This window comes from Bartonella sp. HY038 (genome assembly GCF_014117425.1).
Lineage (GTDB): Bacteria > Pseudomonadota > Alphaproteobacteria > Rhizobiales > Rhizobiaceae > HY038.
In genome coordinates this window covers 3,210,612-3,234,711 of record NZ_CP059725.1, presented here as the reverse complement: position 1 = coordinate 3,234,711, position 24,100 = coordinate 3,210,612, and the positions used below count along the sequence as shown (strand labels likewise).

Here is a 24,100-nt window from a genome sequence, read left to right as displayed (position 1 = left end):
TGCCGTGACAACATCTGCTGCCTCAGCTTCATCAACAAGCAGGCTTGTATCAATTGTTGCAGGTACAATGCTATCTTGAGCAATTTCAGCAAATGTTTCATCAAGTGTTGTATCAGGTTTAGGACTTGATGAATCGCTTTGGCTTTCGGTTTCCTCTTTTGGGGAGGCTTCTTTGGCATGGTGAGTGGCGTGTTCACTTGCAGCTTTTTGAGCTTCCGCTTCTTCTTGCGCCTGTTTTAATGCCAGTTGGTGGGCTTCAAAAGGGGTTAATGCTGGTGCTTGACCTGCATTTTCTTCATCTGTCTTATCGGCAAAAGAAAAAACCTTTTTGAAAAAACCAGCCATATTGTTTTAAATCCTTAAATACACATCAAGCCACAGGCGTGGCTTTTTCTCATCTATATATCAAAATATTGTTTTTGCTAATCCAAAAAAGTTAGATTGTTAAGCCGCAATTCTATGACCAATCAGTTTATCACCCTCAACATGGGAAATATCGCAATCTATAATAGTGCCAGCCACCGCACCTGCTATTTCGGTCAAGGTATAATCTTCACTGCGGCCAATGCCATCGCGTTCAACCAAAACCCGTTGGCGGCGACCAATTGCCTGTTGCAAGTGCTTTTCATAGGCTTTGTCACCTTCGCTGCGTAAAATTGCAGCGCGTTCTTTAACTATACCACGTTCTAATTGCGGCATACGGGCGGCAGGTGTTCCTTCACGCGGCGAAAACGGGAAAATATGCGTATGGGTTAAACCGCAATCGGCTATAAGCTGACGGGTATTTTCAAACATCTCTTCCGTTTCGGTTGGAAAACCAGCAATAATATCAGCGCCAAAAATAAATTCAGGACGTTTATCGCGTAAATCATTGCAAAAACGCACTGAATCTTCACGAGCATGGCGGCGCTTCATGCGCTTTAAAATCATATTATCGCCCGCTTGCAGTGATAAATGCAAATGTGGCATTAAGCGTTTTTCAAAGGCTAAAAGCTCTAATAATTCGTCATCCGCCTCAATCGAGTCAATCGATGATAACCGCAACCGCTCAAGGTCTGGTACACCACGCAAAATTGCTGCAACCAACTTGCCAAGCCCAGCTTTTCCCGGAAGATCTGGGCCGTAGCTGGTAAGGTCAACTCCCGTTAATACAACTTCTTGATAGCCATTGCCATTAAGCCGCTTTATCTGCTCAACCACGGCCCCCATGGGAACTGAGCGCGATGGACCGCGACCATAAGGAATGATGCAAAAGGTGCAACGATGATCGCAGCCATTTTGCACTTGCACAAAAGCACGAGCGCGCCCTTCAATAAGGTCAACCATATGGGGGGCATTTTCTTTAACCTCCATAATATCATTAACGCGGACTTTTTCAAAAAGATTAACACCAAATTCAGGCAATTGGCGATAAGAATGAGAATGCAATTTTTCTTCATTACCTAAAACCAAATCGACTTCGCCCATGGCTGCAAATTCGGGGGCAAGGGTTTGGGCAGCGCAGCCGGTGACGATAATACGTGCATCAGGATTTTCACGCCGTGCTTTACGAATAGCTTGGCGGGCTTGGCGTACCGCTTCACTGGTTACAGCGCATGTATTAAAAATAATTGCGCCGCCCTCAAGCGTGTCAAGACCAGCCGCTGCGCTTTCTTTGCGCATGACTTCAGATTCATAAGCATTCAGCCTACAACCAAAGGTAACAATTTCAGTCGCCATCAGGCATTAACTCTTTCAATCTTCAAATTTGCTTCATTCTTGATAAATTGACCCGACAATGGATCAAAATATCCAGAAAACTCGTATTGGGTTGGCCCAGTCATCAGGACATTGCCGTCATCTTGCCAAAATAATTCTAAATCACCACCCGGTAATGTTGCCACAGCGCGCTTACCAATAAGCCCACGACGATTAGCTGCAACAGCCGCTGCACAAGCCCCAGTACCGCAAGCAAGGGTTAGGCCCGCACCGCGCTCAAAAGTGCGCATATTAAACGATGTTGGCGAGGTGATTTCGACAATGGAAATATTAATCCGTTCTGGAAATAACGCATCATGCTCGATAATTGGTCCTAAATCCCCCAAGGGATAATCCCAAACATCCTTATCAACAATATAAATCGCATGGGGATTACCCATAGAAACAAGCGAGGCATCCTGCAAGGGGCCAGTACCAACTGCCACATGGTTGGTATCATCGATCGCATGTTGCGTTGGAATATCCTGCCAGTTTAAACGCGCCTTACCCATATTAACCGAAACAAGACCATTTTCAAGGCGGCTTGCTTCCACAATACCACCATCAGTTTCAAGGATAAAATGGCTCTGCCCATTTTGATTGTAGAGCCATTCAACCACGCAGCGTGTGCCATTGCCGCAAGCCTTGGCCTTTGAACCATCACTATTCCAAATTTCAATATAATAATCAGTTGTTGAAATGCGGCTATTATAAATTGCCATAATTTGATCAAAGGAAGTTTCATCATGGCTGGCAAGTTCTATCGCCGCAGCCGCAACAATATGCACATTTTGGTCGCGCATGTCAGCGACAAGAATCTTATTACCAAGACCGTTCATTTTGGTAAGTTGTGTCATTGCTCTTTGCTTTTGCATAGCTGTCATTTCAGACTTGAGTAAAGATTCTGGCATTTTAATAATTCCGGCAGATTTATTTTAGATTATCACATGAAATCTGATTGATGTGCCTTATATGGCGTAAAGACAATAAAAATACCAGTTGAACTTGAGTAGAATTATTAAAAAGCACTATAATGTGTTGCTATTAAGCCGCATTGTTAAAAAAAAAGCTTAATTTCATTGCATTTATAAGTGAAAACCGAATATTAGCAAAAAAACCTTTTATGGTTAACAAAATTGACCGATTCGGATGATGGAGCATGTCATGGCGTTGAATAAAATTTCATTGGTTGCGTTAGCTTTGGCTGCACTGGTAACTACAGGCTGTATGGCAGACCGTATGGGCAGTGGCAATTATCAAAATGCTGATGTGCGCCCATTCCCACCAGCAACAGGCACTGGCCCTTCAGCATCAATTTCGCAGTCTGAATTGCCAGCCCCAACAGGCGACTATCCAACTGCGCCAGGCATGGATGGTCAAAATCAAGTTGCAAGCCTTGGTAGTGAAGCAACTGGTATTAACCTTGCTGCAGCCAGTATTGCAGGTGTTTGGAATGCCAATGTTGGTGGCCTGACCTGTAAAGTTGTAACGCCAATGACCAAATTTGGCCAAGGCTACCGCTCTGCACCTTTAAATTGCCCTTCAGCAATTTCAAGCGTTAATTCTTGGAATATTAGTGGTTCAAAACTTGAATTCTTTGATGCATCAGGTGCAAGCGTTGCAACACTTACATCACAAGATGGTACCCATTTTAGTGGCCAAACCTCGTCAGGTTCGCCAATTAGCCTTTCACGCTAAGTTTAACGTGTAAAAGCTCATATTAGGATAGATCAAAACTGGCGTTAAATGCGCCAGTTTTTTTATGTTCTTTTATATTAATATCAACGAACGGAGGGGGAAATGGTTAAAATTTGTTGTTTTCATACGGCTAAAAGCAATGTGGCGCTTTATGATGAAGCAGCTTTAAATCTTTGCAAACTAGATGATGCTGCAGATTATAACCTAGAAATAAGCCACATTATTCGCCCTGATTTACTCGAGCGTATCGAGCAAAATTGCGATATTCCAAACACTTTAGTAGCAACCGCTGATGCAATGCGAGTGGCAGCTAAAAATGCCGATGCTATTTTACTAACCTGTTCTTCCCTTGGCGCTGCGGTTACTTTAGCAAAAGAACAATCTCAAAACATATTTTTTAGGTCAGATGAAGAATTGGCCCGTGAAGCGGCGAAGCTTCGAGGCAAAATAGCTGCATTTTGTAGTGTTAAAACAACGATTAAACCAACCCAGCAAATATTTGATGCGCAAGATTTTGGCAAAGAAAATAGTTTTGATATTATTTTAATCGAAGGCGCTTGGGATTTGTTTAAAGCGAGTCAATTGCAAGAATATAATGCATTAATTGCCAAAGTCGCGAATGAAGCATTAAAAGACGATTATCAAAATATTGTACTTGTGCAATCGTCAATGATGAAGGCCGCAAAACACATAAATCATTCAACGGTTTTAACTGCACCTGAAGCTGGTTTAAAGGCGGTCATGCAACAATTTCTTAAACTAAATTAAAGATGTATACCTTTGTTTAAAATCATTAGATTCAATCAATTGCATTATTCTTCAATGCTTCTAGTTCTGTTGTTGAAAATTATTATGGTTAAATGCGTGTTGGTTTAATTGATCGCTGATAAACTTAACCAACACGCATTTTTAATAATCTATTCAGTTCTTAATATTTCCATCAAGCTTTTATTCTTAATTTCAACATTCTGGTTAGCTTGTGGATTAACAGCTGGTGGCGGTGGTGGAAAATTATCATCACTATCACCATAATGATAGCCATTTTCATTATAAGGTGATGGGGTATTATCATCATCAGGCAAGAGATCATTGCCGCCAGGAATTGCGTTTTCGATTTGATAGCTAGCCAAAAGATCGCGTATAGGCATATTTTTTTCAGCAGCTCCCATATAATCTTTCCACACATTAACTGGAAGCCCGCCGCCGCTTACACCCTTCATTGGCTTGCCATCATCATTGCCAAACCAAACACCCGTAACATAATCAGCTGTATAGCCAATAAACCATGCATCACGTGAATTTTGACTGGTACCGGTTTTGCCCGCTGCAGGTCTACCAATATTAGCTCGTTTTGCAGTTCCAGTTAAAATGGTTTGTTCAAGCATGGCATTCATCATGCCAACAATTTGTGGATCAATAACGCGACTGCCACTTAATTCACCAATATCATAAAGCACTTTACCCTTCGTGTCGGTAATGCGGCGAATAATATGAATTTGTGGCTTATAACCACCATTGCTTAGTGGTACAAAAGCACCAGTCATTTCAATAAGGCTAACTTCTGACGTTCCAAGGGCAATTGATGCGTTATCATTGAGGCCAGAATGGACGCCGAGACGATGAGCTGTTTCAATAACTGCATCAGTGCCAACTTCCATAATCAATTGCGCGGCAACCGAATTTAACGAGTGGGAAAGCGCCGTGGTCAGTGTAACTTGCCCCATATATTTGCCGCCGGCATTGCGCGGTGTCCATTTGCCAATTTTTACGGGTGCATCATTACGAACGGAATTTGGCGTGCGCCCTTGCTCAAGTGCTGCCAAATATACAAAGGGTTTGAAAGTTGATCCTGGTTGACGACGAGCATCGGTCGCGCGGTTAAATTGGCTGTCAGCATAATTGGCGCCGCCAATCAATGCGCGGATTGCACCGCTTTTATCAATAGAGACAAGCGCTGCTTGCGAAACATTATTCTTTTTACCAGATGTTGATAATTGCGTATTAATTGCCTTTTCAGCTGCCTTTTCAAAACCATAGTCAAGAGTGGTTTCCACGATAATATCGCGGTCAGCCTCGCCAATTAAAAATGGCAATTGGCTAACCACATAATCAGCCGCATAATTTTCGCCGCCCGACCAATAGGATGCAGCCTTTACCATGGGTTCAGCAAGGGCAATTTGCAATTGTGTGTCATTGATCATGTCTTCTTGGCGCATGGCTGCAAGTACCAACTTAGCACGTGCATAAGCAGCTTCGGGATTACGCGCCGGTGATAGGCTGGATGGGGCTTTTAAGAGACCCGCAAGGGTTGCGGCTTCCAGCAAAGTGACGTCTTTAGCCGATTTATTGAAATAACGCCGTGAGGCAGCCTCAACACCAAAAGCACCAGAGCCAAGATAAACACGGTTGAGGTAAAGCTCAAGAATTTGATCTTTATTAAGCTTTTTCTCAAGCCACAAGGCAATAAGTGCTTCCCTTACTTTACGATCAAGCGTGCGTTCGGATGATAAAAACAGATTTTTTGCCAATTGCTGCGTAAGGGTTGAACCACCTTGCTTACCACGACCATTGGTAACATTAGTATAAACCGCGCGCGCAATCCCCACTGGATCAACACCGTAATGGGAATTAAAACGCCGATCTTCGATAGCGACAACCGCCTTGCCAATCCAAGGGCTCATATTTTTTAACGTGACCGCTTCACCACCGGTTGTACCACGATTGGCAATCAACTCTCCACCACGCGCAACAATACGCACATTGGGTGGGCGGTTGGGAATCGTCCAAGTTGATAATTGCGGCATGCTTAGCCAGACATAGGTAATATAGGCGCCAAGAAAAATAATGCCCCATAGCCCTAAAACAAAGCTCCAATAAAAAAGCCTACCAAAAAAACTTCGTTGTTTTTTTGACTTGCGTCGTTTAGAGGAAGATGATTGTCCGCTACTATTTTTGGACTTTTTGCTTTTTTTAGTTGTCGGTTTTATGACGCGATCATCCTCAGAAATGTGCATTACGCCCCCTTTAAATAATTTAGGGTTTGATAGTTAAAGGTTATTGCTAATGTCACGTGGTTAATTTCCTAAAGTGATGGTAGATCATAAATATTTTAAAAGCGTAAAGTCTAGGTTAGATTTGATCACAGCTTCAAGCAATGCCTAAACCAGTTGGTGTATGACGTAAAGCATAAGAATCTCACTTTGCGCATATTTAAAATAGTTTAGGGGCAATTTATCGGCAAAATATGGCAAAGTTTGAGTTTTCTATTTGTATGGATTCCAAATATTGAAATGACTAAATATAACGGGAAATTCTGTTTTAAGCATCTTTTCATTTAGCAACGGCTTTGGCGTTAAATTTACCAGTTAATAGAACGGTTTTGCCTCTATCACAGATAAACAAAAATTTGTTTGGTCAAGACGCGTAAATTATACGATAATTTGCTTGAGCTAGGATTAAAATTAAAAAATAATTCTAATAGAAAATAAAAATCCATGCTATACTATAACCATACAGGAAATTTAGGTTTTTAAATGTCCTATTTCGCTTAGCACTGCGACAAGCTTGTTCTTGACGTAAGACCTAAGGTCAGCCATGATAATTAATAAGCTATAGCAATGTTAGATGCATTGACTTAAATATGCATTTAACCGTGCAAAAATGCATGAAAATATAAAATTAAATCCGTTCGCTCTTTTTTATAAAGTCGAACTGATTTAAACCTTTCCGAAAGATCAAGGCCTATATAAGGATTTCAACATGACAACTGTAACCGTGGATACAACAAATTTCGAAAGTGACGTATTAAAGTCAAATCAACCAGTTGTTGTGGATTTTTGGGCTGAATGGTGTCAACCATGCAAAATGATTGCCCCAGCTCTTGATGAAATTTCACAAGAATTGGAAGGCAAGGTACGTATTGCCAAGATCAATATTGATGAAAATCCTGAACTTGCAACCCAATTTGGTGTTCGTTCGATCCCAACATTGTTGATGTTCAAGGATGGTGAAGTGACATCAAATATGGTTGGAGCAGCTCCTAAAAGCCGCCTTGCTGATTGGATTAAAGCATCGATTGCATAAAACTGCCGTTAAAAGGCTGATTTCTTGCATATGACATTGTGCTAACTAATTAGTCTTCATTAAAAATTAAAGCCCATTGCAGTTTTATTGCAATGGGCTTTATTATTTTCAAACTAAAATTAATAAAAAGCATTACGCCGTTTTGAAAAATAGTGGTTTACTTTTTGTCTTTTTTGGCGGTGAGCTTATCAATATAGGCAAGGAAAAGCGCGGAAACAATAAAAGTAAGATGCAAAATTGTGTACCATTTAACATGGTCCTTATTGAAGTCATAAGGCAAGTTGAGAAATATTTGCAACAAATGAATAGAAGAAATTGCAATAATTGTTGAGGCAACTTTAACCTTTAACGAGCCAGCATCAATAGTGCCAAGCCAATGCACATCATTTTCGCCTTCATCAAAACGGCTAACAAAATTTTCATAACCAGAAATAATCACCATCACCACTAGGCTAGCAATTAGCGCTGCATCAATAAGACCAAGCATTTCTAAAATTGTTGCTTTTTCATTCAACGTAAACACATGTTGGACAAATAAAAACAAATCCTTAGCAAAAGAAAGCGCGTAAACCGCAAGGGCAAAGGCAAGCCCTACATAAAAAACAACTAGCAACCAGCGCGAGGCTAAAATAATTGCTTCAATTAATAACTCAATGCGCTTCATCATTCATCCTATTTAACTAACAATGCTCAAATTATTTTAATATTATATGACTTATAACGCCTGATAAAGCCTTAAAAAGAGAGCAATTGCAGGCTGCTATAATATAAATTTAGACCATTTTGCAACATTCATGGAAGAGGCTACAAAATAAGACCGGCAAATAACGTCTTATTTAATTAAATTTTTTAATAAAATGAAGCCAGCTTTTAATGAAAAAGTCTCATTAAAAGCTGGCTTTGATAAAATTATAACGTCTAATTACCCACAGAATTTAAAAACTATGCAAATTATTAATGTAAGGTAACTGTTTCCAATTCATGTTCATTGGCACCAGCTAAAGCTTGCCCCTTAGCATCAGAAAGCACTATTGGCTCACCACTTGCGCCAAACAGCCCCCAAACTTCAATATTAGGGGTCATTTCGGGAAGGCCGGGGAAATTCTTTGCCAATTCGTCGGTATTGACCTTTTTGACATAAGCAATGCGCCCAGCACCAAGCTGCGCAAATTCGGCTGAGGTAAAAATAGGCTTTTTAGTTGTTTTTGTATTAGTCATTTTGGTATTTGTCATGGCATCCCTCCATAGAGCCGAGATATCATTATTTAACGCTTAATAACGTCAATATTACTCATCACTTGTTGAAATGGTTATTCGTCGCACCTGCTTTTCCGGTTGTGGGCGGTTAAGATCAATGGCCAAAAGACCATTTTTCAATTCTGCTCCAATAACCATCATGCCATCGGCTAGTACAAAAACCCGTTGAAATTGCCGTGAAGCAATACCACGATGGAGATATTCATGCTCACTATCATCCAATTGCTTGCCACGAATAATAAGCTGACTATCTTCAACAGACACATCAAGCTCATCAGGCGAAAAACCTGCAACAGCCAAAGTAATTCGCAACCTCACTTCGCCGGTTTCATCTTCCAAATCATTAAGCCGTTGGATATTGTAAGGTGGGTAACCATCACCAGATTTTGCCACCCTTTCCAAAGCTTTTTCAACAGTATCAAATCCTAATAAAAGTGGATTTGAAAAAGATGCTATACGTGTCATTTGCAGTCCTCAAAGTTCAAGCGACCGAGTAAGACAGCCCTTTATTGGCACTGTCACTTCATAACTATATGGTAATAGATCAAAGGCCAATCAAGGGTGCCACTCAAATATCCGTGACATAGAGATGTCAGAGCTACAATCCTTAAACCACAAGACAAAAATAAGGTGCCAAAATCTGGCCAAGGCGCCAATTATAAATACTTATGAGAACTGCTTGTCATAAATCATTAGGCGGTTTAGTCTCAGCCTTAGACAGGATATTAAGTTTTTAAACGGGATAGCTCATGAAAATCGCTCTTGCTCAACTTTCTGCTAGTCGAAACAAACAGGAAAATCTTGATAAGGCCTTGCTTTATATAAAACAAGCAAAAGCACAAAAAGCCGATCTTATTGTTTTCCCAGAAGTCTATATGGCTTTGCTTGGACCAAAATCTGGTATTGTTTATGCCGATATGGCAGAACCACTTGATGGACCTTTTGTCAGTACCTTGGCAAAAGCTGCCAAAGAAAGCGGCATCCACATTATTTGCGGCATTTTTGAAAAATCCAGCAGTGATAATATTCGCGCCTATAATACCATTATTTTTTTAAATGATAATGGCGAGCTTATCCATAGCTATCGCAAAACCCATCTTTATGATGCGTTTTCCTATCAAGAATCAGCCAATATTATTGCTGGCGACAATGGTTTTGAACCGGTCAAAACGCGCTTTGGCACCATTGGTTTGCTTGTGTGTTATGAATTGCGCTTTCCCGAAATTTCTCGCACCCTTGCCTTAAAAGGCGCTGATATTCTTATCGTACCCACCGCTTGGGTTTCTGGCCCGATGAAGGAAGAACATCTACTATCTATATCCAAGGCGCGCGCCCTTGAAAACACCGTTTATATGTGTGTTGCCGATCAGGTAGGCAATATTTACAGTGGCCGCAGTGTTATATATAATCCCATGGGCACTATATTAGCGAGTTGCGGCGAAGATGAAGGGCTTATTTTTGCAAATATTGATCTTGAAAAGGTCAAAACCACCCGCGAAAAATTGCCCTGCCTTGATCAAAGACGACCAGAGCTTTATAAGCTTGGCTAATTCATCCTTATAGAAAGACTGCAATGGCACGGGAAAACCTCAATGATCTGGCAACCTTTGTTGTGGTTGCACGGGAAAAAAATTTTACTCGTGCCGCGGCTCAACTTGGGGTATCACAATCAGCATTAAGCCATACAATAAGAGGGCTTGAAGAACGTTTGGGCGTGCGCCTCCTTACCCGCACCACACGCAGCGTTACCTTGACCGACGTCGGCGCGCATCTTCTCTCTACCCTAGGCACCCGCATTGATGATATTCATGACGAGATTAATCTTTTGGGGAATTTTCGCGATAAGCCAAGCGGTTCTATCCGTATTTCTACCACTGATTATGCCATTAATACAATTCTCTGGCCAAAGCTGCAAAAATTTTGCCGTCAATATCCTGATATCAAGATTGAACTTATTGATGATTATCGCCTTACCGATATTGTCAGTGAGCGTTATGATGCCGGCACTCGCCTTGGCGAACAATTACAAAATGGCATGATATCAGTGCGCATCGGCCCCGATATTAAATTTACTGTCGTCGGCGCTCCAAGCTATTTTGCAGAGCACGATAAGCCAAAGTCACCGCAAGATCTTATTCAACATAATTGCATCAATATGCGCTTTGTTTCCACCGGCGGAATTTATGCATGGGAATTTGAAAAAGACGGCCATGAACTTGCTGTACGTGTTGAAGGTCAATTAATCTTTAACGGAAGCTACCATATTTTAGAAGCTGCCAAAAAAGGTTTTGGGCTTGGCCATCTGCCATTAGATATAGCACAAGAGGCGATTGATAAAGGCGAATTAATCCCCGTTTTAGAAGACTGGTTTCCCCCTTGGCAAGGCTATTATCTTTATTATCCAAGCAAGCGCCAACACTCTATGGCCTTTCGCCTCTTAGTTGATGCATTACGCTATAAAGGATGAGTTTATAACAACAAAGTATTTCTTTACTTCGTTATAGTATAAATCGTTATAACGCACAGATAATGAGACAAATTGTCTTTATTTATTTTTAAATAAATCCTTGTCTTTTTTATGAGGTCTTATATATATCCCTAAAATAAGAAAAATCTTGATTATTGGATTTGTGTTTATTCATTATTATTAAAAATGGTTGACACGCATATTTTACAAAAAGGATAGTAAAATGAAAATTAGTGCACGTAATGTTCTTAAAGGTAAAATCGTTGAAATTAAAAAAGGCGCAACCACTGCCCATGTTCGCCTTGATGTAGATGGTACAATTGTAACAGCATCAATCACCAATGAATCTGTCGACGATCTACAATTGACCGTTGGCATGGAAGCTGCAGCAGTTGTTAAGTCATCGGATGTAATGATTGCAGTTGCTGACTAAGCAAATAAAATATCACAATTTCTATAATTAATTTGCAAGGCCGGATATTTTAATCTGGCCTTGTTGCATTTTGCAACATGAAAAGCGTTTAGAGTTTCAATAGACTTAATCTATTGCCATCAAAAAATGCAGCTATATTGCTTTGATCATTAAAAGCTTGCGGCATGAAATTTGGTAAAAAGCCCAATCTTTGCCAGTTCGTCATATCCCAAAGACTAAGCCCTGTTTCATCTACGGATATTAAGCCTTGGTTAGCTTTATAAAACAGACCCTTTGGTCCGCGCACAACTGTAATTGTACCATTCTTGATATCATAAACAAAAGCATAGGGATTAGCTTTATTATTGGTCTTTGTGCCTAAAATAAAGTTATTTTCATCTAACCAGCAGGCACCACAATCCCAATCATCGCGTGCTAAGACCTTTTGCTTAGCACATTTTTCGTCACTTTCTTTTATATTTTGCGTCAGCCATGTTTTAGCGGAAAATAGCGACGGCCAACCTCTTGGGTGCCAAACCCAACCATCATCTAAAATTGTAGCTTGATCGGGCGACAAATAAAGCCCCCCATGAAAATATTCAGGATCATTATAAGTAGTCTTTTCAAAATGACGTTGAGTTAAACACTCTCCGGTAGTTGCATCTAAAATATCAAGGTGGTTCCAGTCACGACGCTTTATAAGATAGTTTTTTTCATTATAGGTAAAAAAGCAAACACTAAAAGGAACAGTTGAACAATAATAGCGATCGCTTTCAAGATCGCAAATAGTCTTATTATTCTTTAAATCAATAAGCTGGCCATAGCGCCCATAATCATGGACAATAGCACAAAAATGCCTATCATCGCTTACATGCAATTTTACTGCCAAATGATGCCCTATAAAATTTTCATCTTCCTCAAAAGGCAATGAAAAATTACTGAGAAAAACATGACTATCGTCACATTGGTTAAATTTATAAATTTGACTATTCGTGGAAACCACCAACCACTCATCTTTTCCAAACGGGCTTATTGCTGCAATCTCGAAAGGAAATTGATAAAGCTGAATAGCGGCAAAGTTATAAGGTTTTTGCTCTTTCTCGAAAGTCGCAGGGCTATGATAAAATTCATCAAAATAGCCTTCACGAAAAATAATTGCCAACGTCTCATCGCTAGGGTCACGCAATGCGCTTTCAATGTCTTTTTGGGGCTTTGATGAGCATTCGCCACATAGCAACATAAAATCTTCACTATTGCCAGTAAAGACACACCCATAATAATCATCGGGTTCGGAAATAAGGTGGCAGCAAACGGATTTTATATGCTTATAATCATAATGCCAATTTTCCTGCATTTTGCCCCAACCTTAAAAAAAACCCTGTTAGACGATAATCTAACAGGGTTTATTGATAATTTCCAATTTTTGAAAAGCAAAAATTTAAAGCTCTAATGGCTTATCATTTTCGCCTTCTTTAATGCGGGTTGGCAGCCCCATTTTATCAAGCAATGCTAAGAAAGGCTGCGGCGCTAATTCTTCAATATTGGCCATGGTTTTTACGTCCCATTCGCCGGTTGCAACCAATAATGCAGCAGCTGCGGCTGGAACACCAGCAGTGTAAGAAATACCCTGCGCGCCAGTTTCATCATAAGCTTCGCGGTGATCGGCAACATTATAGATGAAAACTTCGCGCTCTTTACCGTCCTTTTTACCCTTAACAAGGTCACCAATGCAAGTTTTACCGGTATAATCAGGTGCAAGTGATGATGGATCAGGCAAGACAGCTTTAACCACTTTAAGCGGCACAACTTCCAAGCCTTCAGCTGTTTTAACTGGCTGTTCAGATAACAGACCAAGATTTTTTAAAACATTAAATACAGTGATATAACGCTCACCAAAGCCCATCCAGAAGCGAATATTTGGCACATCAAGATTTTTAGACAAGGAATGAATTTCATCATGTCCAGTCATATAGGTTGTGCTAGTGCCAACAACTGGTAAATCCCAATCCTTGCGCACTTCAAACATCTCATTCGATGTCCAATTATTATCCTGCCAAGACCAAACTTGACCAGTAAATTCACGGAAGTTGATTTCAGGATCAAAATTTGTAGCAAACCAGCGCCCGTGACTTCCCGCATTAATATCAATAATATCAATCGATTCCATCGTGTCGAAATAATTGTCACGCGCTAAAGCAGCATAGGCATTAACAACACCAGGATCAAACCCTGCACCAAGAATTGCGGTAACACCAGCTTTTTCACATTCCTCACGGCGTGGCCATTCATAATTGCCATACCAAGGTGGAGTTTCGCAAATCTTCAACTGGTCTTCATGGATCGCTGTATCAATATATGCAACCTTTGCCTCAACACAGGCGGAAAGCACCGACATATTCAAAAAAGCAGAACCAACATTGATAACAATTTCAATATTGTTATTTTTAATCAGCTCAACGGTTGCCGCAACATTCATGGCATCAAGGCTATGGGCTTTGAAAACTCCATCAACTTTCATGGAATTTTTTTCTTTGACCGAAGCAATGATGATCTCACATTTTGCAATTCTACGTGATGCAATATGAAGATCGCCAAGAATATCGTTATTTTGAGCACATTTATGGGCAACAACCTGTGCCACCCCGCCGGCGCCAATAATCAGGACATTCTTTTTCATTCCCGGTTTATCTCCTTATAGCTTGCTATCAATGGTTATGAAATATCCGTTCTGGCACCATGCCAATCAATATTTCAGTGAGGTTTAAGGGCTTTAAAAAACGCATAGCGCATGTTTAAAAACCCTTCTAATATAACGCGTCCCACTTAGCAAGATTGCGATTAACACTGTTGCCTTGATAAGCGGTTTCATCAACATTATTAAGCCATTTACGTGATATTATCTCACATTTTCGCTTATGGCATTTATGTTACAATTTCATGTCAAGAAAGACTGTTCATATAATCATTATAATCAAATTCGCGTTGTACACGAACACTGCCATCCAATTCCTTAATGGCAATTGCTGGCATATTAACACCATTAAACCAATTTTTCTTAACCATTGTATAGCCGGCAGCATCTTGCACCGATAGACGATCGCCAATTTTTAGCTTTTCAGGAAATTGATAGGTGCCAAAAATATCGCCAGCAAGACAAGATTTGCCGCAAACCATGATTTCATGAGGGCCGCTATTTGGCAAAATTTTAGCATTTTCGCGATAGATTAGCAAATCTAGCATATGCGCTTCAATCGACGAATCGACAATAGCCAAATCCTTACCATTATTGAGCACATCTAATACTGTAACTTCTAATGTAGTTGAGCGAGTAATCGACGCCTCGCCCGGCTCAAGAAAGACCGTAACATTATGCGTGTCGGAAAACCGCTTCAAGCGATCTGCTAGCGCATCAATTGGATAGCCCTCACCAGTAAAGTGAATACCGCCGCCAAGACTGATCCAATCAACATGATTAAATAGCGAACCAAAACGCTGTTCAATTTCACTAAGCATACGGTCAAAAAGCGCAAAATCGCCATTTTCACAATTATTGTGAATCATAAAGCCGCTAATTTGATCAAGCACGGTTTCAATTTTTTTGGCATCCCATTCGCCAAGGCGACTAAAAGGGCGCGCAGGATCGGCCAAATCAAAACTTGATGAACTCATTTGTGGATTTAAACGCAAACCACGTTTAATAGAGGATGATTGCTCACCAAAACGGTTAAGTTGGCTGATGGAATTAAAAATCATTTTATCGGCATAAGAAATCGCTTCATCAATTTCATGATCAGCCCAAGCAACCGAATAGGCATGGGTTTCTTTACCAAATTTTTCGCGACCAAGCTTTAACTCATAAAGCGAAGAGGATGTGGTGCCATCCATATAATCGCGCATAAAATCAAACACCGACCAAGTGGCAAAACATTTCAATGCAAGAAGCGCTTTTGCACCAGACTTTTCACGCAATTTGGCAATAAGCTCCATATTGCGGACAAGTTTGGACTTATCAATAAGATAATAAGGCGTTTTGATCGCTGTTACATCTGTCATTTGCGTTTCCACCACTTCTTCAAAAGCGAAAATCTATAATTATTCTATCTCTAGAATTTTTCTATCAAAGGGTCATATAGGCATTTATCCTAAAAAGGGCAAACCAAGTTTTACCCTTTCAAAGTTTTCCAAGCTTTTATAAGTTTATCAGCTCCATGTGAAAATTAAAATACTAGACAAGCATTTCGTTAAAAATGATCTAGTGCGTAATATTAGGCACGTCGGACTTTGGAATATGATCGGTAACCACTTTTTTGCGGTGGAAGATGAAAAGACCAGCAAGAACAATAATTCCAGCGCCAAGCAAAATCATCGCATCAGGATAATGTTTAAAGATAACAATATCGAAGATAATCCCCCAAAGCAGCATGGTATATTGCAAAGGCGCAAGTACCGAGGCTGGTGCCATTTTAAGCGAGCGTGAAATGAGCAAATGCGCGATGCAAGCAACAATACCTAGCAATAAAAGCGAAATGGATTGGGAAAAATCTGGAGTTTGCCAATGGCCAACAATCATAAACAAACCAATCACCAGTGCAATACTATTTTGCCAAGCAACCGATATTGTATCACTGGTTGAACGTAATGAGCGCCCTAAAATCAGCACGAAAGTAAAGCAAAAACTGCTAAACAAGGCAAAGGCTGATGGGAGTGAAATCATATTGGTCGATGGACGCATAGCAATGACAACCCCGACAAAGCCAATACAAATGGCAAGCCACCGCCGCCAAGCAATTCTTTCACCAAGGAAAAAATGCGAAAAGACTGCAACATAAATTGGCACAGCCATATAAAAGGTCATTACATCGGTTAATGGCAAATAAATCAGTGCAGAATAAAAGAATACGGCATCACCAACCGAGCATAGCCCCCTTAAAGCGAGTAAATAGGGACGAGGCGGCTTTATAATATCTTGCGGCTTCTTTTGGCTTAGCATTGGAGTTAAAATAATAAATGCGCCAATTGATCTAAAAACAATCAATTGTCCCACGGCAAAGCCTTGCACCAAAATTTTACCCATTGTGTCATTGGCGGCAAACATAAATTGCCCCAAAATCATCAAAATAACACCCAATGCAATGGAATTTGCCGTAAAGGATGGCCGCTTCAACTTCATGTCAATCTCCGCACTTCATCACCACCTTTTGACACGGTCCCTTGGCTCGCCCCATTGGTTTGATGCAGTTGCAATTTTAGTTGGATAATCGCTAATACTATTTTAAATTCTTTAAACCAGCGCTACAAAAAAAACCAATAAAAAGCAATGATTATCACTTTAATTGAGTTGTTTTCTTAGACCTGTTTAAATTTAAATAATTTATATTTCATTTGTAACAATAGTAATCGTTGGTTTTATGGCAAAATAATTTAAATTACCGCCCTCACCCGCGGCATATTTTTTTAAAATCACACCGCAAATGACAATAAATTTAGACAAAAGTTTAGGGTTTAAAGGGCCCTGTCGCAAATATCATTTGTAATCTGCGTAAACGTAAAAAATATAAAACCTTGAGACTTATCTACCCCCTTGGGTTTACCTATTTTAGGGAGACATGACTTAAAAGATTAGAGACTAATTTATTTCAGCCTTTAAAAACCAATTGGTCAAGGAATGATTTTAAAGCCAATTTAAATAATTCGGCAATATTGCAGTTCTCGCCCATTTTTACACTTCCATTGATAACACCACAATCAAGGTTAAAGGGCCTAATACTGATTTAGCGGTTAGATTTGGAGAAATATCTCTATCGAGCAATTGATAAACACGGCGTTTCCATTGATTTTTTGACGAAAGCATCGAGAGATAAAAATGCTGCCACGCGTTTTTTTTGCAAGACTTTCAAAGATGATCGGCTTTTTGCAGGTTAATCTCTCTTGGCAAAACTTACCAATCGGCTAACGAGGCGATAATTTGACATAATCCTTTTAAGGCTTCAACAAAAGGGATATTTTTGCTAAGACTAAGAAGCACTTAAAACTGACGATTTAAGGTTTCAACTTCCTTATTGTCGTTGCTTTAAATCAGTGGCTTGGGCATATTTTGACCGATAAGAATACATAGATAAATTACAGGATGATTAAGATGGCATTTATTTCAATAGGTAGTCTTGGTGGTACTATTGCAATGGTCAAGGACGAGCAACATGGCGGTGTTGTTCCAAAGCTCACGGCCGAATTATTAGTAAATGCGGTTCCTGATTTAAAGCAATTTGCACATATACAAGCTGAAACCTTATTACAGCTTCCTAGTCCGTCATTAAAAATCCAACATATCATGGATGTTTTACATTGGGCTGAGCAACAAATTTTAAATGGCGCAGATGGCATTGTTTTAACCCAAGGAACCGACACCCTTGAAGAAACTGCCTTTTTGCTCGATCTTTTTTGGAAACATGATAAGCCATTAATCGTAACAGGAGCCATGCGCACACCCAATGCTGCCGGCGCTGATGGGCCAGCCAATATTTTATCGTCAGTTATAACGGCAGCAAGTCCTGATACTATTGGTCGTGGGGTACTTGTTGTACTAAACAACACTATTCATGCAGCACGCTTTATACGTAAATCCCATACACTTGATGTTGCAACTTTTATATCCAGCATTGGTGGATCGCTAGGATATGTTGTTGAAGACCGCCCTATCTTCTTCTCGTCCTTAAAAGATCTACCTAAATTAGATGCACAGCTGCTTAAAAAAAGCGTAAAAATTGGCTTTTATGAATGCCTGCTTGATGGTGATGTTGACGTGTTAGAAATGATGCTTGAGCAAAATCATTACCACGGCATAGTGATTGCTGGGTTTGGCGCCGGCCATGTTTCACAAGATGAAATGGCAATCATTACGCGTTACATGGATAAAAAACTAATTATTCTAGCAAGTAGAACCTATAGCGGCTCCACAGCAGCTAAAACCTATGGGTTTTGTGGCTCCGAGATTGATCTTGCCGCTAAGGGGGTAATATTAGCAAAATGGCTAAACCCACGCCAAGCACGACTATTGCTATGGGCATTATTGGCAAGCGACCAATCAATTAGTGATATTAAAGCATTTTTTAACGCCTATAATCCTTGAATGTTGCTTCAGATGAGAAGCCATTTCGTTTGAATGAACAAGCTTAAGTCAATGATGTGAAAGCCTTAAAGGACCGCACTATATTTTCACGCTCTATATTTCTAACAATAAAAACCAATCTTGAAAATTGGTCATCCCACGGCCAACATTCTAAATGTTCTGGTGGGTATAAGCAATGTTGAACCCCATGGATCAATATTGGATTTTTTGAATCTTCAAGATTTAAAATGCCTTTTACGCGTAAAATATTCTCACCATGTTTTTTCAATAATAGATTAAGCCATAATCCAAAGATGAGCCAATTTATCGGCTTATCATGGGTGATAGTAAAACTTACAGCTTGATTGTGAATTTTATTTTCATCTTTATTAAATATGAGAGCCTTTTGATAATCACATTTCAAGTTTTCATCTCGCAAAAACAACTGTTTCATCGTTTCCATGTTGTCTTTCAAAATAAGATTAGCATCAGGATTTAAGGCCTCTATCAATTTTTGTACAAAGATGAGCTCTTGATGTTCGACCCTATCAACTTTACTTATAAAAATTTGGTGCGATGCCACCACCTGCGTCAGCCATTCTGGGTGTAAATCATATTGCAATCTAGCATGTTCAGCATCCACAATAGTGGTTAAGCCATTCATTGAAAAACTGCCCTTTAAATGAACGTCATTCAATATGGTGGCCAATAAAGACGCAGGATTAGCAAGCCCTGTGGTTTCTATTAATATCTTATCAAAATAGGGTATTTCTTTATTATTTCGCTTATTAAGGACATTAAACAGTGTCATTTTTAAATCAGATAAGACTGCACAACAAATACAGCCATTAGGCATAAGATAGGTATTTTCTGAAATATTTTGAACCATAATATCATCAATACCGATGCTGCCAAACTCGTTGATTAAAACAAGGGTATTTTCTTGCGAACCATTTTTAAGCAATTGTTTGATAAAACTGGTTTTACCACTGCCTAAAAAGCCGGTTATAATATGGATTGGGATCATTTATTGTCCTCAATAAAGGATAATAAATCAGGGTTTAATACATCAATAGAATGACCGCTTATATTTTTACATTCGTCCCATAAATTATCAAGCCCACTAACAATGGCAGATTTACCGGTTGGGGTCTGTAGCAAATAGCTAACACCATGAAAATCTGAAACGGTTAAACGTCGATAATGAAGGATTTTATTAATCAACTTTATTTTTTTCAATCTATTTTGCCGCAGTGGTAGATCAGACTTAACTTGATCACTCCATTCCTGCTTTTCGCCAATTAAACCGCATAAACCGCACATAACAACTCCTTAGGGCATAACATCGCCGCTATTGGGGCCAAGTGTTTGCCCAACGAAAAGATTACCCCCAGGATCTGAGGCTAATAAAATAGCTGTTGGAGCCACTTCTTCAGCTTGGCCAAAACGCTGCAATGGTAATTCTTTAGCTTTTTCAGTTTTCCATTTTTCACTAATACCATCGACCAACGCCGTCGAAATTGGCCCTGGGGCAATGGCATTCACCAAAACATTATGCCTTGCAACTTCTTGGGCTAATGACTTTGTAAAGCCAATAACACCGGCTTTTGCTGCCGCATAATGTGCCAACTCAACTCCTCCTTTAATACCAAGCTGCGAAGCTATATTAATAATTCTGCCCCATTTTTGTTTTATCATATGGGGTAGTGCGCGTTGAGATGTTAAAAAAACGCTGGTTAAATCAATCCGTAACATTTGATCCCACATGTCAAGGGTGAGATCTAATACAGGCGCTTGGGTCAACAGACCAGCATTATTAACAAGCACGTCGATGCCATCATAATGACGAACACAACTATCAATGAGTTGATGGCAACCAGCAACAGTGCCAATATCCGCCGTAAATGAAATAACATGCTTGGTGTATTTCTTGCATTCGGCTAGAGTTTTAGCGTTTGCTTGCTCGTTAATATCACTTATTAATAATTTTGAATTTTGTTTGGCAAATTCAATTGCAATAGCAGAACCGATGCCGCTACCCGCGCCGGTAACAACAACACGACACTCATTTAAAGGTTTCATAAGTTACACCTATTTGTAAGTTTCGCCTTTAAATGCCAGCTTAAATTTTTAAGATGGCATTTTTATTCTCATTGATCTGGTTTATTGCCATTAATCAAATTTATTGCGATTAATCGGGCCAACGAATGGTTAGTCCGCCATCGACAATAATCGTTTGTCCGGTAATATAGCTCGCTTTGGTGCTGGTTAAAAACTGAATAACTTCCGCAACTTCATCAGGCTTTCCAACTCTGCCTAATGGAATAATCTTGCCGGCAGCTTTCAAACCTTCAGGACCAAGTGAATTTTTAGCATCAAGCGATTGCGGCGTTTCAATTAAACCGGGAATAATCGTATTACAACGAATACGCCGCGGCGCAAGCTCTACCGCGATGGAGCGAACCAAACCCGGAACGCCTGATTTTGCCCCCGCATAATGAACATGATCTTGCCAACCATAAACACCACCAGCGATGGAAGATATTGCTACCATAGCGCCGCCATCCACCATATGTCGCGCAGCAGCACGAAATGTTCGCATTACGCCGGTAAGATCAATATTAATCATCTCGTCCCATGCGCTATCGGTCATTTCTAATAAAGATGATTGCCTTAATAGACCGGCATTGGCGATTGCATAATCTAACCGCCCAAAATGGCTAATAGCCTGTTGAGTGGCATTTTCAACCGATTGTGCATCGCCAACATCTAAGGGTAACATAAGGCATTGACCACCTTGCTTTTCTACCAATTGTTGCGTTACAACAGGGTCATGGGGGTCTTTTTCATAATATCCCCCAATAACGCGAATATTGTTTTGTGCATATGCTACAGCCAAAGCCTGACCAATACCACTTGCAGCACCAGTAATTAAGGCAACGGGTGTTTCTCTTTCCATGATCATCCCCCTTTATTGCATATTTTCAGGCTTGATATGCGGTGTTGCAAAAATCATTAATCCCGATAAGAAACAAGGAAGCGCCCCAAACCAGAAAGCGGCGGATGCCCATTCACCACCAGATTTTAAAACAAATGTAATACCAATACCGGCCAAAATTGCGCCTAGCGGCCCCATAGCAAGAATGATTGCACCGCCGGTTGCGCGGATTTGGGTTGGAAATGATTCACCCATGAAAAACATCAAAGCTGCATAAGGGCCAGTTAAAAAGAACAAGCCAACACTATACAATGTAATGACAACAGTAAGATTGCTCGACAGGAAAATCATCGCGCTAAATGCAAAGCCGCCCAAAATCCAACCAATTGCAATTGTGTTACGCCGCCCAATGCGATCACCCAACATACCATGAACCAAATAGCCAGCAAAACCAACCAAATTTGATAGAACCAATATTAAAAGAGAATTTTCAAAAGATAGTTTATGGATATTGACAATGACCGATGTTCCCAAAACACTAAAGACCTGAATAGCTGCCCAATTTAATAAAACGGCAAAGCTTAGAACCAATGTCGAGCGCAATGCCTTGCCTTGAAAAGCAACCTTTATGCTGGTTTGTTGATGAGATGGTGCTGCAATGTTAAAACGCTCGGCAAGCGCTTTAATTTCATCATTTTTACCTGCCTTTTTCAATTCTGAAATCTTTTTCATGATTTCAAATTGTGGGCTTTCTTTTAATTTTCGTGCAAAGAATGCGACAATAAAGCAAGGAATAGCCGCAAAAATGAAACAGCCTTGCCAGCCGATATAGGGCAATAATATTGCGGTTAAACCTGCTGCCGTTAATGCGCCAACAGGCCAACCACTTTGAACGAGAGAATAGATAAAACCTTTGCGTTTTTGAAAAGTTAAATCTTTTGATTTTGCATATATTTCAGTAAGATAAGCAGCATTAATTCCCTGTTCAGCATAGCCAAGGCCTGCAACCGAGCGCACCAATATTAGCCCCATTTTACCAAAACTAATACCGAGTGAAGTCAAAGCCGAGGCTATACCAGTCCCAACAACGGTAAATATAATTCCTTTTCGCCGTCCAATACGATCAACAATTGGACCAATGACAAATGCGACTACCGTACCGCCAATTGCAATCAATGTTGCCATCTCTGTCTGTTTTGCTTCGTCCCAACCAAAGTCTTGTCCCATGACCGGCAACAGCATACCAAACAAGATAAAGTCGTAGACTGCAAATACCCAAGCAAAGAATGTTATAATTGACGCATAATTAATATCTTTTTGGCTAATTGGCGTCGGTTGCCACTGGTCACCATCATTTTTAATGTTGTCCATTCAATTCTGCTCCCAAATTTCTGATTGTTCCCCAATTATATATTATTATTTTTTGCGGGGACGACGATTGGCGAAATCTGTTGCTATTTCATTCATAGTGACAAATTTTACCCCTTCATGCTGCTTGAAGTGCTCTATCAAACGCTCAAGCATAAGAAGCACTTGCGCTCGTCCAGAAACATCGGGATGGATCGTAATTGGAAAAACGGCATAATCCATTTCACGATAGACCCAGTCAAATTGGTCTTTCCACATTTGCTCAATATCGCGTGGATTTACAAAACCATGACTATTCGGTGATTTTTTGATAAACATCATAGGCGGAAGATCATCAAGATACCAATTGGCAGGAATTTCGATTAAATCGGTTTCTTCACCGCGAATAAGTGGCTTCATCCAACTATCTGGATGTTGGCTATAATCGATTTTAGTCCATGAATCACCAACGCGCACATAATAAGGCGTATAATCATCATGCATGAGACTATGGTCGTATTTAATGCCTTTTTTTAACAATAATTCATTGGTAATATTGCTAAATTCCCACCATGGCGCAACATATCCCGTTGGCCTTTTTCCCGATAAATTAGTCAATATTTCTATTGTCTTATCTAAAATTGCTTCTTCTTGCTGCGCTGTCATTGCAATTGGATTTTCATGACTATATCCATGTAAGCCAATTTCATGGCCAGCATTAGCAACGGCTTTCATCTGCTCGGGAAATGTTTCTGCAGAATGTCCAGGAATAAACCACGTCGTTTTGATATTATATTTTTCAAACAGCTTTAATAATCGCATTGAACCAACTTCACCGGCAAATAAGCCTCGTGAAATATCATCGGGAGAATCCTCGCCACCATAGGAGCCAAGCCACCCAGCCACAGCATCAACATCTATACCAAATGAAACAAATATTTCTTTACTCATGGTTTTCCCTTTTTTGTTAATTTTAATTAATTTTATTTATGCAATCCAACCTTTGCAGCTATTTAAAATTAGCCTTGATAAGCTTCATGTAAAATGGATGCCAAC

The 24,100-nt window shown here is 40.0% G+C and carries 23 protein-coding genes and 1 pseudogene; 8 read left to right on the top strand and 16 right to left on the bottom strand.

What is annotated here, in order from left to right; all coding sequences use genetic code 11:
- Window positions 1-444: 444 nt before the first annotated feature.
- Window positions 445-1,719 (bottom strand): tRNA (N(6)-L-threonylcarbamoyladenosine(37)-C(2))-methylthiotransferase MtaB, encoded by a 1,275-nt coding sequence (gene mtaB, locus H3299_RS13910; protein WP_182418224.1) that lies wholly within the window; start codon window positions 1,717-1,719, stop codon window positions 445-447.
- A complete protein-coding gene (dapF, locus tag H3299_RS13905; RefSeq protein WP_182419786.1) occupies window positions 1,719-2,594 on the bottom strand; it encodes a diaminopimelate epimerase in 876 nt (291 codons plus the stop codon). Before dapF ends, mtaB begins: the two co-directional genes overlap by 1 nt.
- 307 nt (window positions 2,595-2,901) lie before the next feature.
- Here dapF and H3299_RS13900 point away from each other — a divergent pair, with 307 nt between their 5' ends.
- On the top strand, window positions 2,902-3,435 hold the full coding sequence (locus tag H3299_RS13900; RefSeq protein ID WP_182418223.1) for an AprI/Inh family metalloprotease inhibitor: 534 nt from the start codon (window positions 2,902-2,904) through the stop codon (window positions 3,433-3,435).
- A 102-nt stretch (window positions 3,436-3,537) separates the two neighbouring features.
- Window positions 3,538-4,203: a hypothetical protein gene (locus H3299_RS13895; protein ID WP_182418222.1), complete on the top strand. Its 666-nt coding sequence runs from the start codon at window positions 3,538-3,540 to the stop codon at window positions 4,201-4,203.
- 149 nt (window positions 4,204-4,352) lie between these two features.
- Here the strand turns inward: H3299_RS13895 and H3299_RS13890 are convergent, their stop codons facing one another.
- Window positions 4,353-6,449 (bottom strand): transglycosylase domain-containing protein, encoded by a 2,097-nt coding sequence (locus H3299_RS13890; RefSeq protein WP_182418221.1) that lies wholly within the window; start codon window positions 6,447-6,449, stop codon window positions 4,353-4,355.
- 745 nt (window positions 6,450-7,194) lie between these two features.
- Here H3299_RS13890 and trxA point away from each other — a divergent pair.
- A complete protein-coding gene (trxA, locus tag H3299_RS13885) occupies window positions 7,195-7,518 on the top strand; it encodes a thioredoxin (RefSeq protein ID WP_182418220.1) in 324 nt (107 codons plus the stop codon).
- A 157-nt stretch (window positions 7,519-7,675) separates the two neighbouring features.
- Here the strand turns inward: trxA and H3299_RS13880 are convergent, their stop codons facing one another.
- From H3299_RS13880 to H3299_RS13870, 3 genes are all read right to left on the bottom strand, one after another.
- Window positions 7,676-8,182, bottom strand: a complete 507-nt coding sequence (locus H3299_RS13880; RefSeq protein ID WP_182419785.1) for a TIGR00645 family protein — start codon at window positions 8,180-8,182, stop codon at window positions 7,676-7,678.
- 290 nt (window positions 8,183-8,472) lie between these two features.
- On the bottom strand, window positions 8,473-8,751 hold the full coding sequence (locus tag H3299_RS13875) for a DUF1150 family protein (protein WP_246708086.1): 279 nt from the start codon (window positions 8,749-8,751) through the stop codon (window positions 8,473-8,475).
- A 54-nt stretch (window positions 8,752-8,805) separates the two neighbouring features.
- Complete coding sequence (locus H3299_RS13870) at window positions 8,806-9,240, bottom strand: Hsp20 family protein (RefSeq protein ID WP_182418219.1); 435 nt, start codon at window positions 9,238-9,240, stop codon at window positions 8,806-8,808.
- 284 nt (window positions 9,241-9,524) lie between these two features.
- On the opposite strand from H3299_RS13870, the gene H3299_RS13865 reads away from it, so the two are divergent.
- The 3 genes from H3299_RS13865 to H3299_RS13855 all read left to right on the top strand — a co-directional run bounded on the left by H3299_RS13865 (window position 9,525) and on the right by H3299_RS13855 (window position 11,675).
- On the top strand, window positions 9,525-10,325 hold the full coding sequence (locus H3299_RS13865) for a carbon-nitrogen hydrolase family protein (protein ID WP_182418218.1): 801 nt from the start codon (window positions 9,525-9,527) through the stop codon (window positions 10,323-10,325).
- Window positions 10,326-10,348: 23 nt separating this feature from the next.
- Entirely contained in the window at window positions 10,349-11,242 is an 894-nt protein-coding gene (locus tag H3299_RS13860) for a LysR family transcriptional regulator (RefSeq protein WP_182418217.1), read from the top strand.
- Between the two features lie 223 nt (window positions 11,243-11,465).
- Window positions 11,466-11,675, top strand: coding sequence for a molybdopterin-binding protein (locus tag H3299_RS13855; RefSeq protein ID WP_182418216.1), 210 nt, complete (start codon window positions 11,466-11,468; stop codon window positions 11,673-11,675).
- An 88-nt stretch (window positions 11,676-11,763) separates the two neighbouring features.
- On the opposite strand, the gene H3299_RS13850 is transcribed toward H3299_RS13855, so the two are convergent.
- The 4 genes from H3299_RS13850 to H3299_RS13835 form a co-directional block, all read right to left on the bottom strand.
- Window positions 11,764-13,008, bottom strand: a complete 1,245-nt coding sequence (locus H3299_RS13850) for a hypothetical protein (RefSeq protein WP_182418215.1) — start codon at window positions 13,006-13,008, stop codon at window positions 11,764-11,766.
- Between the two features lie 84 nt (window positions 13,009-13,092).
- A complete protein-coding gene (locus H3299_RS13845; protein WP_182418214.1) occupies window positions 13,093-14,331 on the bottom strand; it encodes a saccharopine dehydrogenase family protein in 1,239 nt (412 codons plus the stop codon).
- A gap of 263 nt (window positions 14,332-14,594) precedes the next feature.
- Window positions 14,595-15,707 (bottom strand): carboxynorspermidine decarboxylase, encoded by a 1,113-nt coding sequence (gene nspC, locus H3299_RS13840; protein WP_182418213.1) that lies wholly within the window; start codon window positions 15,705-15,707, stop codon window positions 14,595-14,597.
- Window positions 15,708-15,906: 199 nt separating this feature from the next.
- Window positions 15,907-16,818 carry a DMT family transporter gene (locus H3299_RS13835; protein ID WP_371739851.1) on the bottom strand — a complete coding sequence of 304 codons (912 nt, stop codon included), beginning with the start codon at window positions 16,816-16,818 and terminating at the stop codon, window positions 15,907-15,909.
- A 626-nt stretch (window positions 16,819-17,444) separates the two neighbouring features.
- Between H3299_RS13835 and H3299_RS13830 the strand changes: the two are divergent.
- Both H3299_RS13830 and H3299_RS13825 read left to right on the top strand, forming a co-directional pair.
- Window positions 17,445-17,570: pseudogene (locus H3299_RS13830) on the top strand (DDE-type integrase/transposase/recombinase); the annotation flags it as partial.
- 220 nt (window positions 17,571-17,790) lie between these two features.
- Window positions 17,791-18,780: an asparaginase gene (locus tag H3299_RS13825; RefSeq protein ID WP_182418210.1), complete on the top strand. Its 990-nt coding sequence runs from the start codon at window positions 17,791-17,793 to the stop codon at window positions 18,778-18,780.
- A gap of 43 nt (window positions 18,781-18,823) precedes the next feature.
- Here H3299_RS13825 and H3299_RS13820 read toward each other — a convergent pair whose 3' ends face one another.
- The 6 genes from H3299_RS13820 to H3299_RS13795 form a co-directional block, all read right to left on the bottom strand.
- On the bottom strand, window positions 18,824-19,786 hold the full coding sequence (locus H3299_RS13820; protein WP_182418209.1) for a GTP-binding protein: 963 nt from the start codon (window positions 19,784-19,786) through the stop codon (window positions 18,824-18,826).
- Window positions 19,783-20,082 carry a hypothetical protein gene (locus H3299_RS13815; protein WP_182418208.1) on the bottom strand — a complete coding sequence of 100 codons (300 nt, stop codon included), beginning with the start codon at window positions 20,080-20,082 and terminating at the stop codon, window positions 19,783-19,785. The genes H3299_RS13820 and H3299_RS13815 overlap by 4 nt, the downstream gene beginning before the upstream one ends.
- Before the next feature lie 9 nt (window positions 20,083-20,091).
- Window positions 20,092-20,841 carry an SDR family NAD(P)-dependent oxidoreductase gene (locus H3299_RS13810; RefSeq protein ID WP_182418207.1) on the bottom strand — a complete coding sequence of 250 codons (750 nt, stop codon included), beginning with the start codon at window positions 20,839-20,841 and terminating at the stop codon, window positions 20,092-20,094.
- 109 nt (window positions 20,842-20,950) lie between these two features.
- The gene (locus H3299_RS13805) at window positions 20,951-21,718 is read right to left on the bottom strand and encodes an SDR family NAD(P)-dependent oxidoreductase (RefSeq protein WP_182418206.1); all 768 of its coding nucleotides are present in this window, start codon (window positions 21,716-21,718) and stop codon (window positions 20,951-20,953) included.
- Between the two features lie 12 nt (window positions 21,719-21,730).
- Window positions 21,731-23,068 (bottom strand): MFS transporter, encoded by a 1,338-nt coding sequence (locus H3299_RS13800; protein WP_182418205.1) that lies wholly within the window; start codon window positions 23,066-23,068, stop codon window positions 21,731-21,733.
- Between the two features lie 45 nt (window positions 23,069-23,113).
- Entirely contained in the window at window positions 23,114-23,995 is an 882-nt protein-coding gene (locus H3299_RS13795; RefSeq protein WP_182418204.1) for a polysaccharide deacetylase, read from the bottom strand.
- Window positions 23,996-24,100 lie beyond the last annotated feature (105 nt).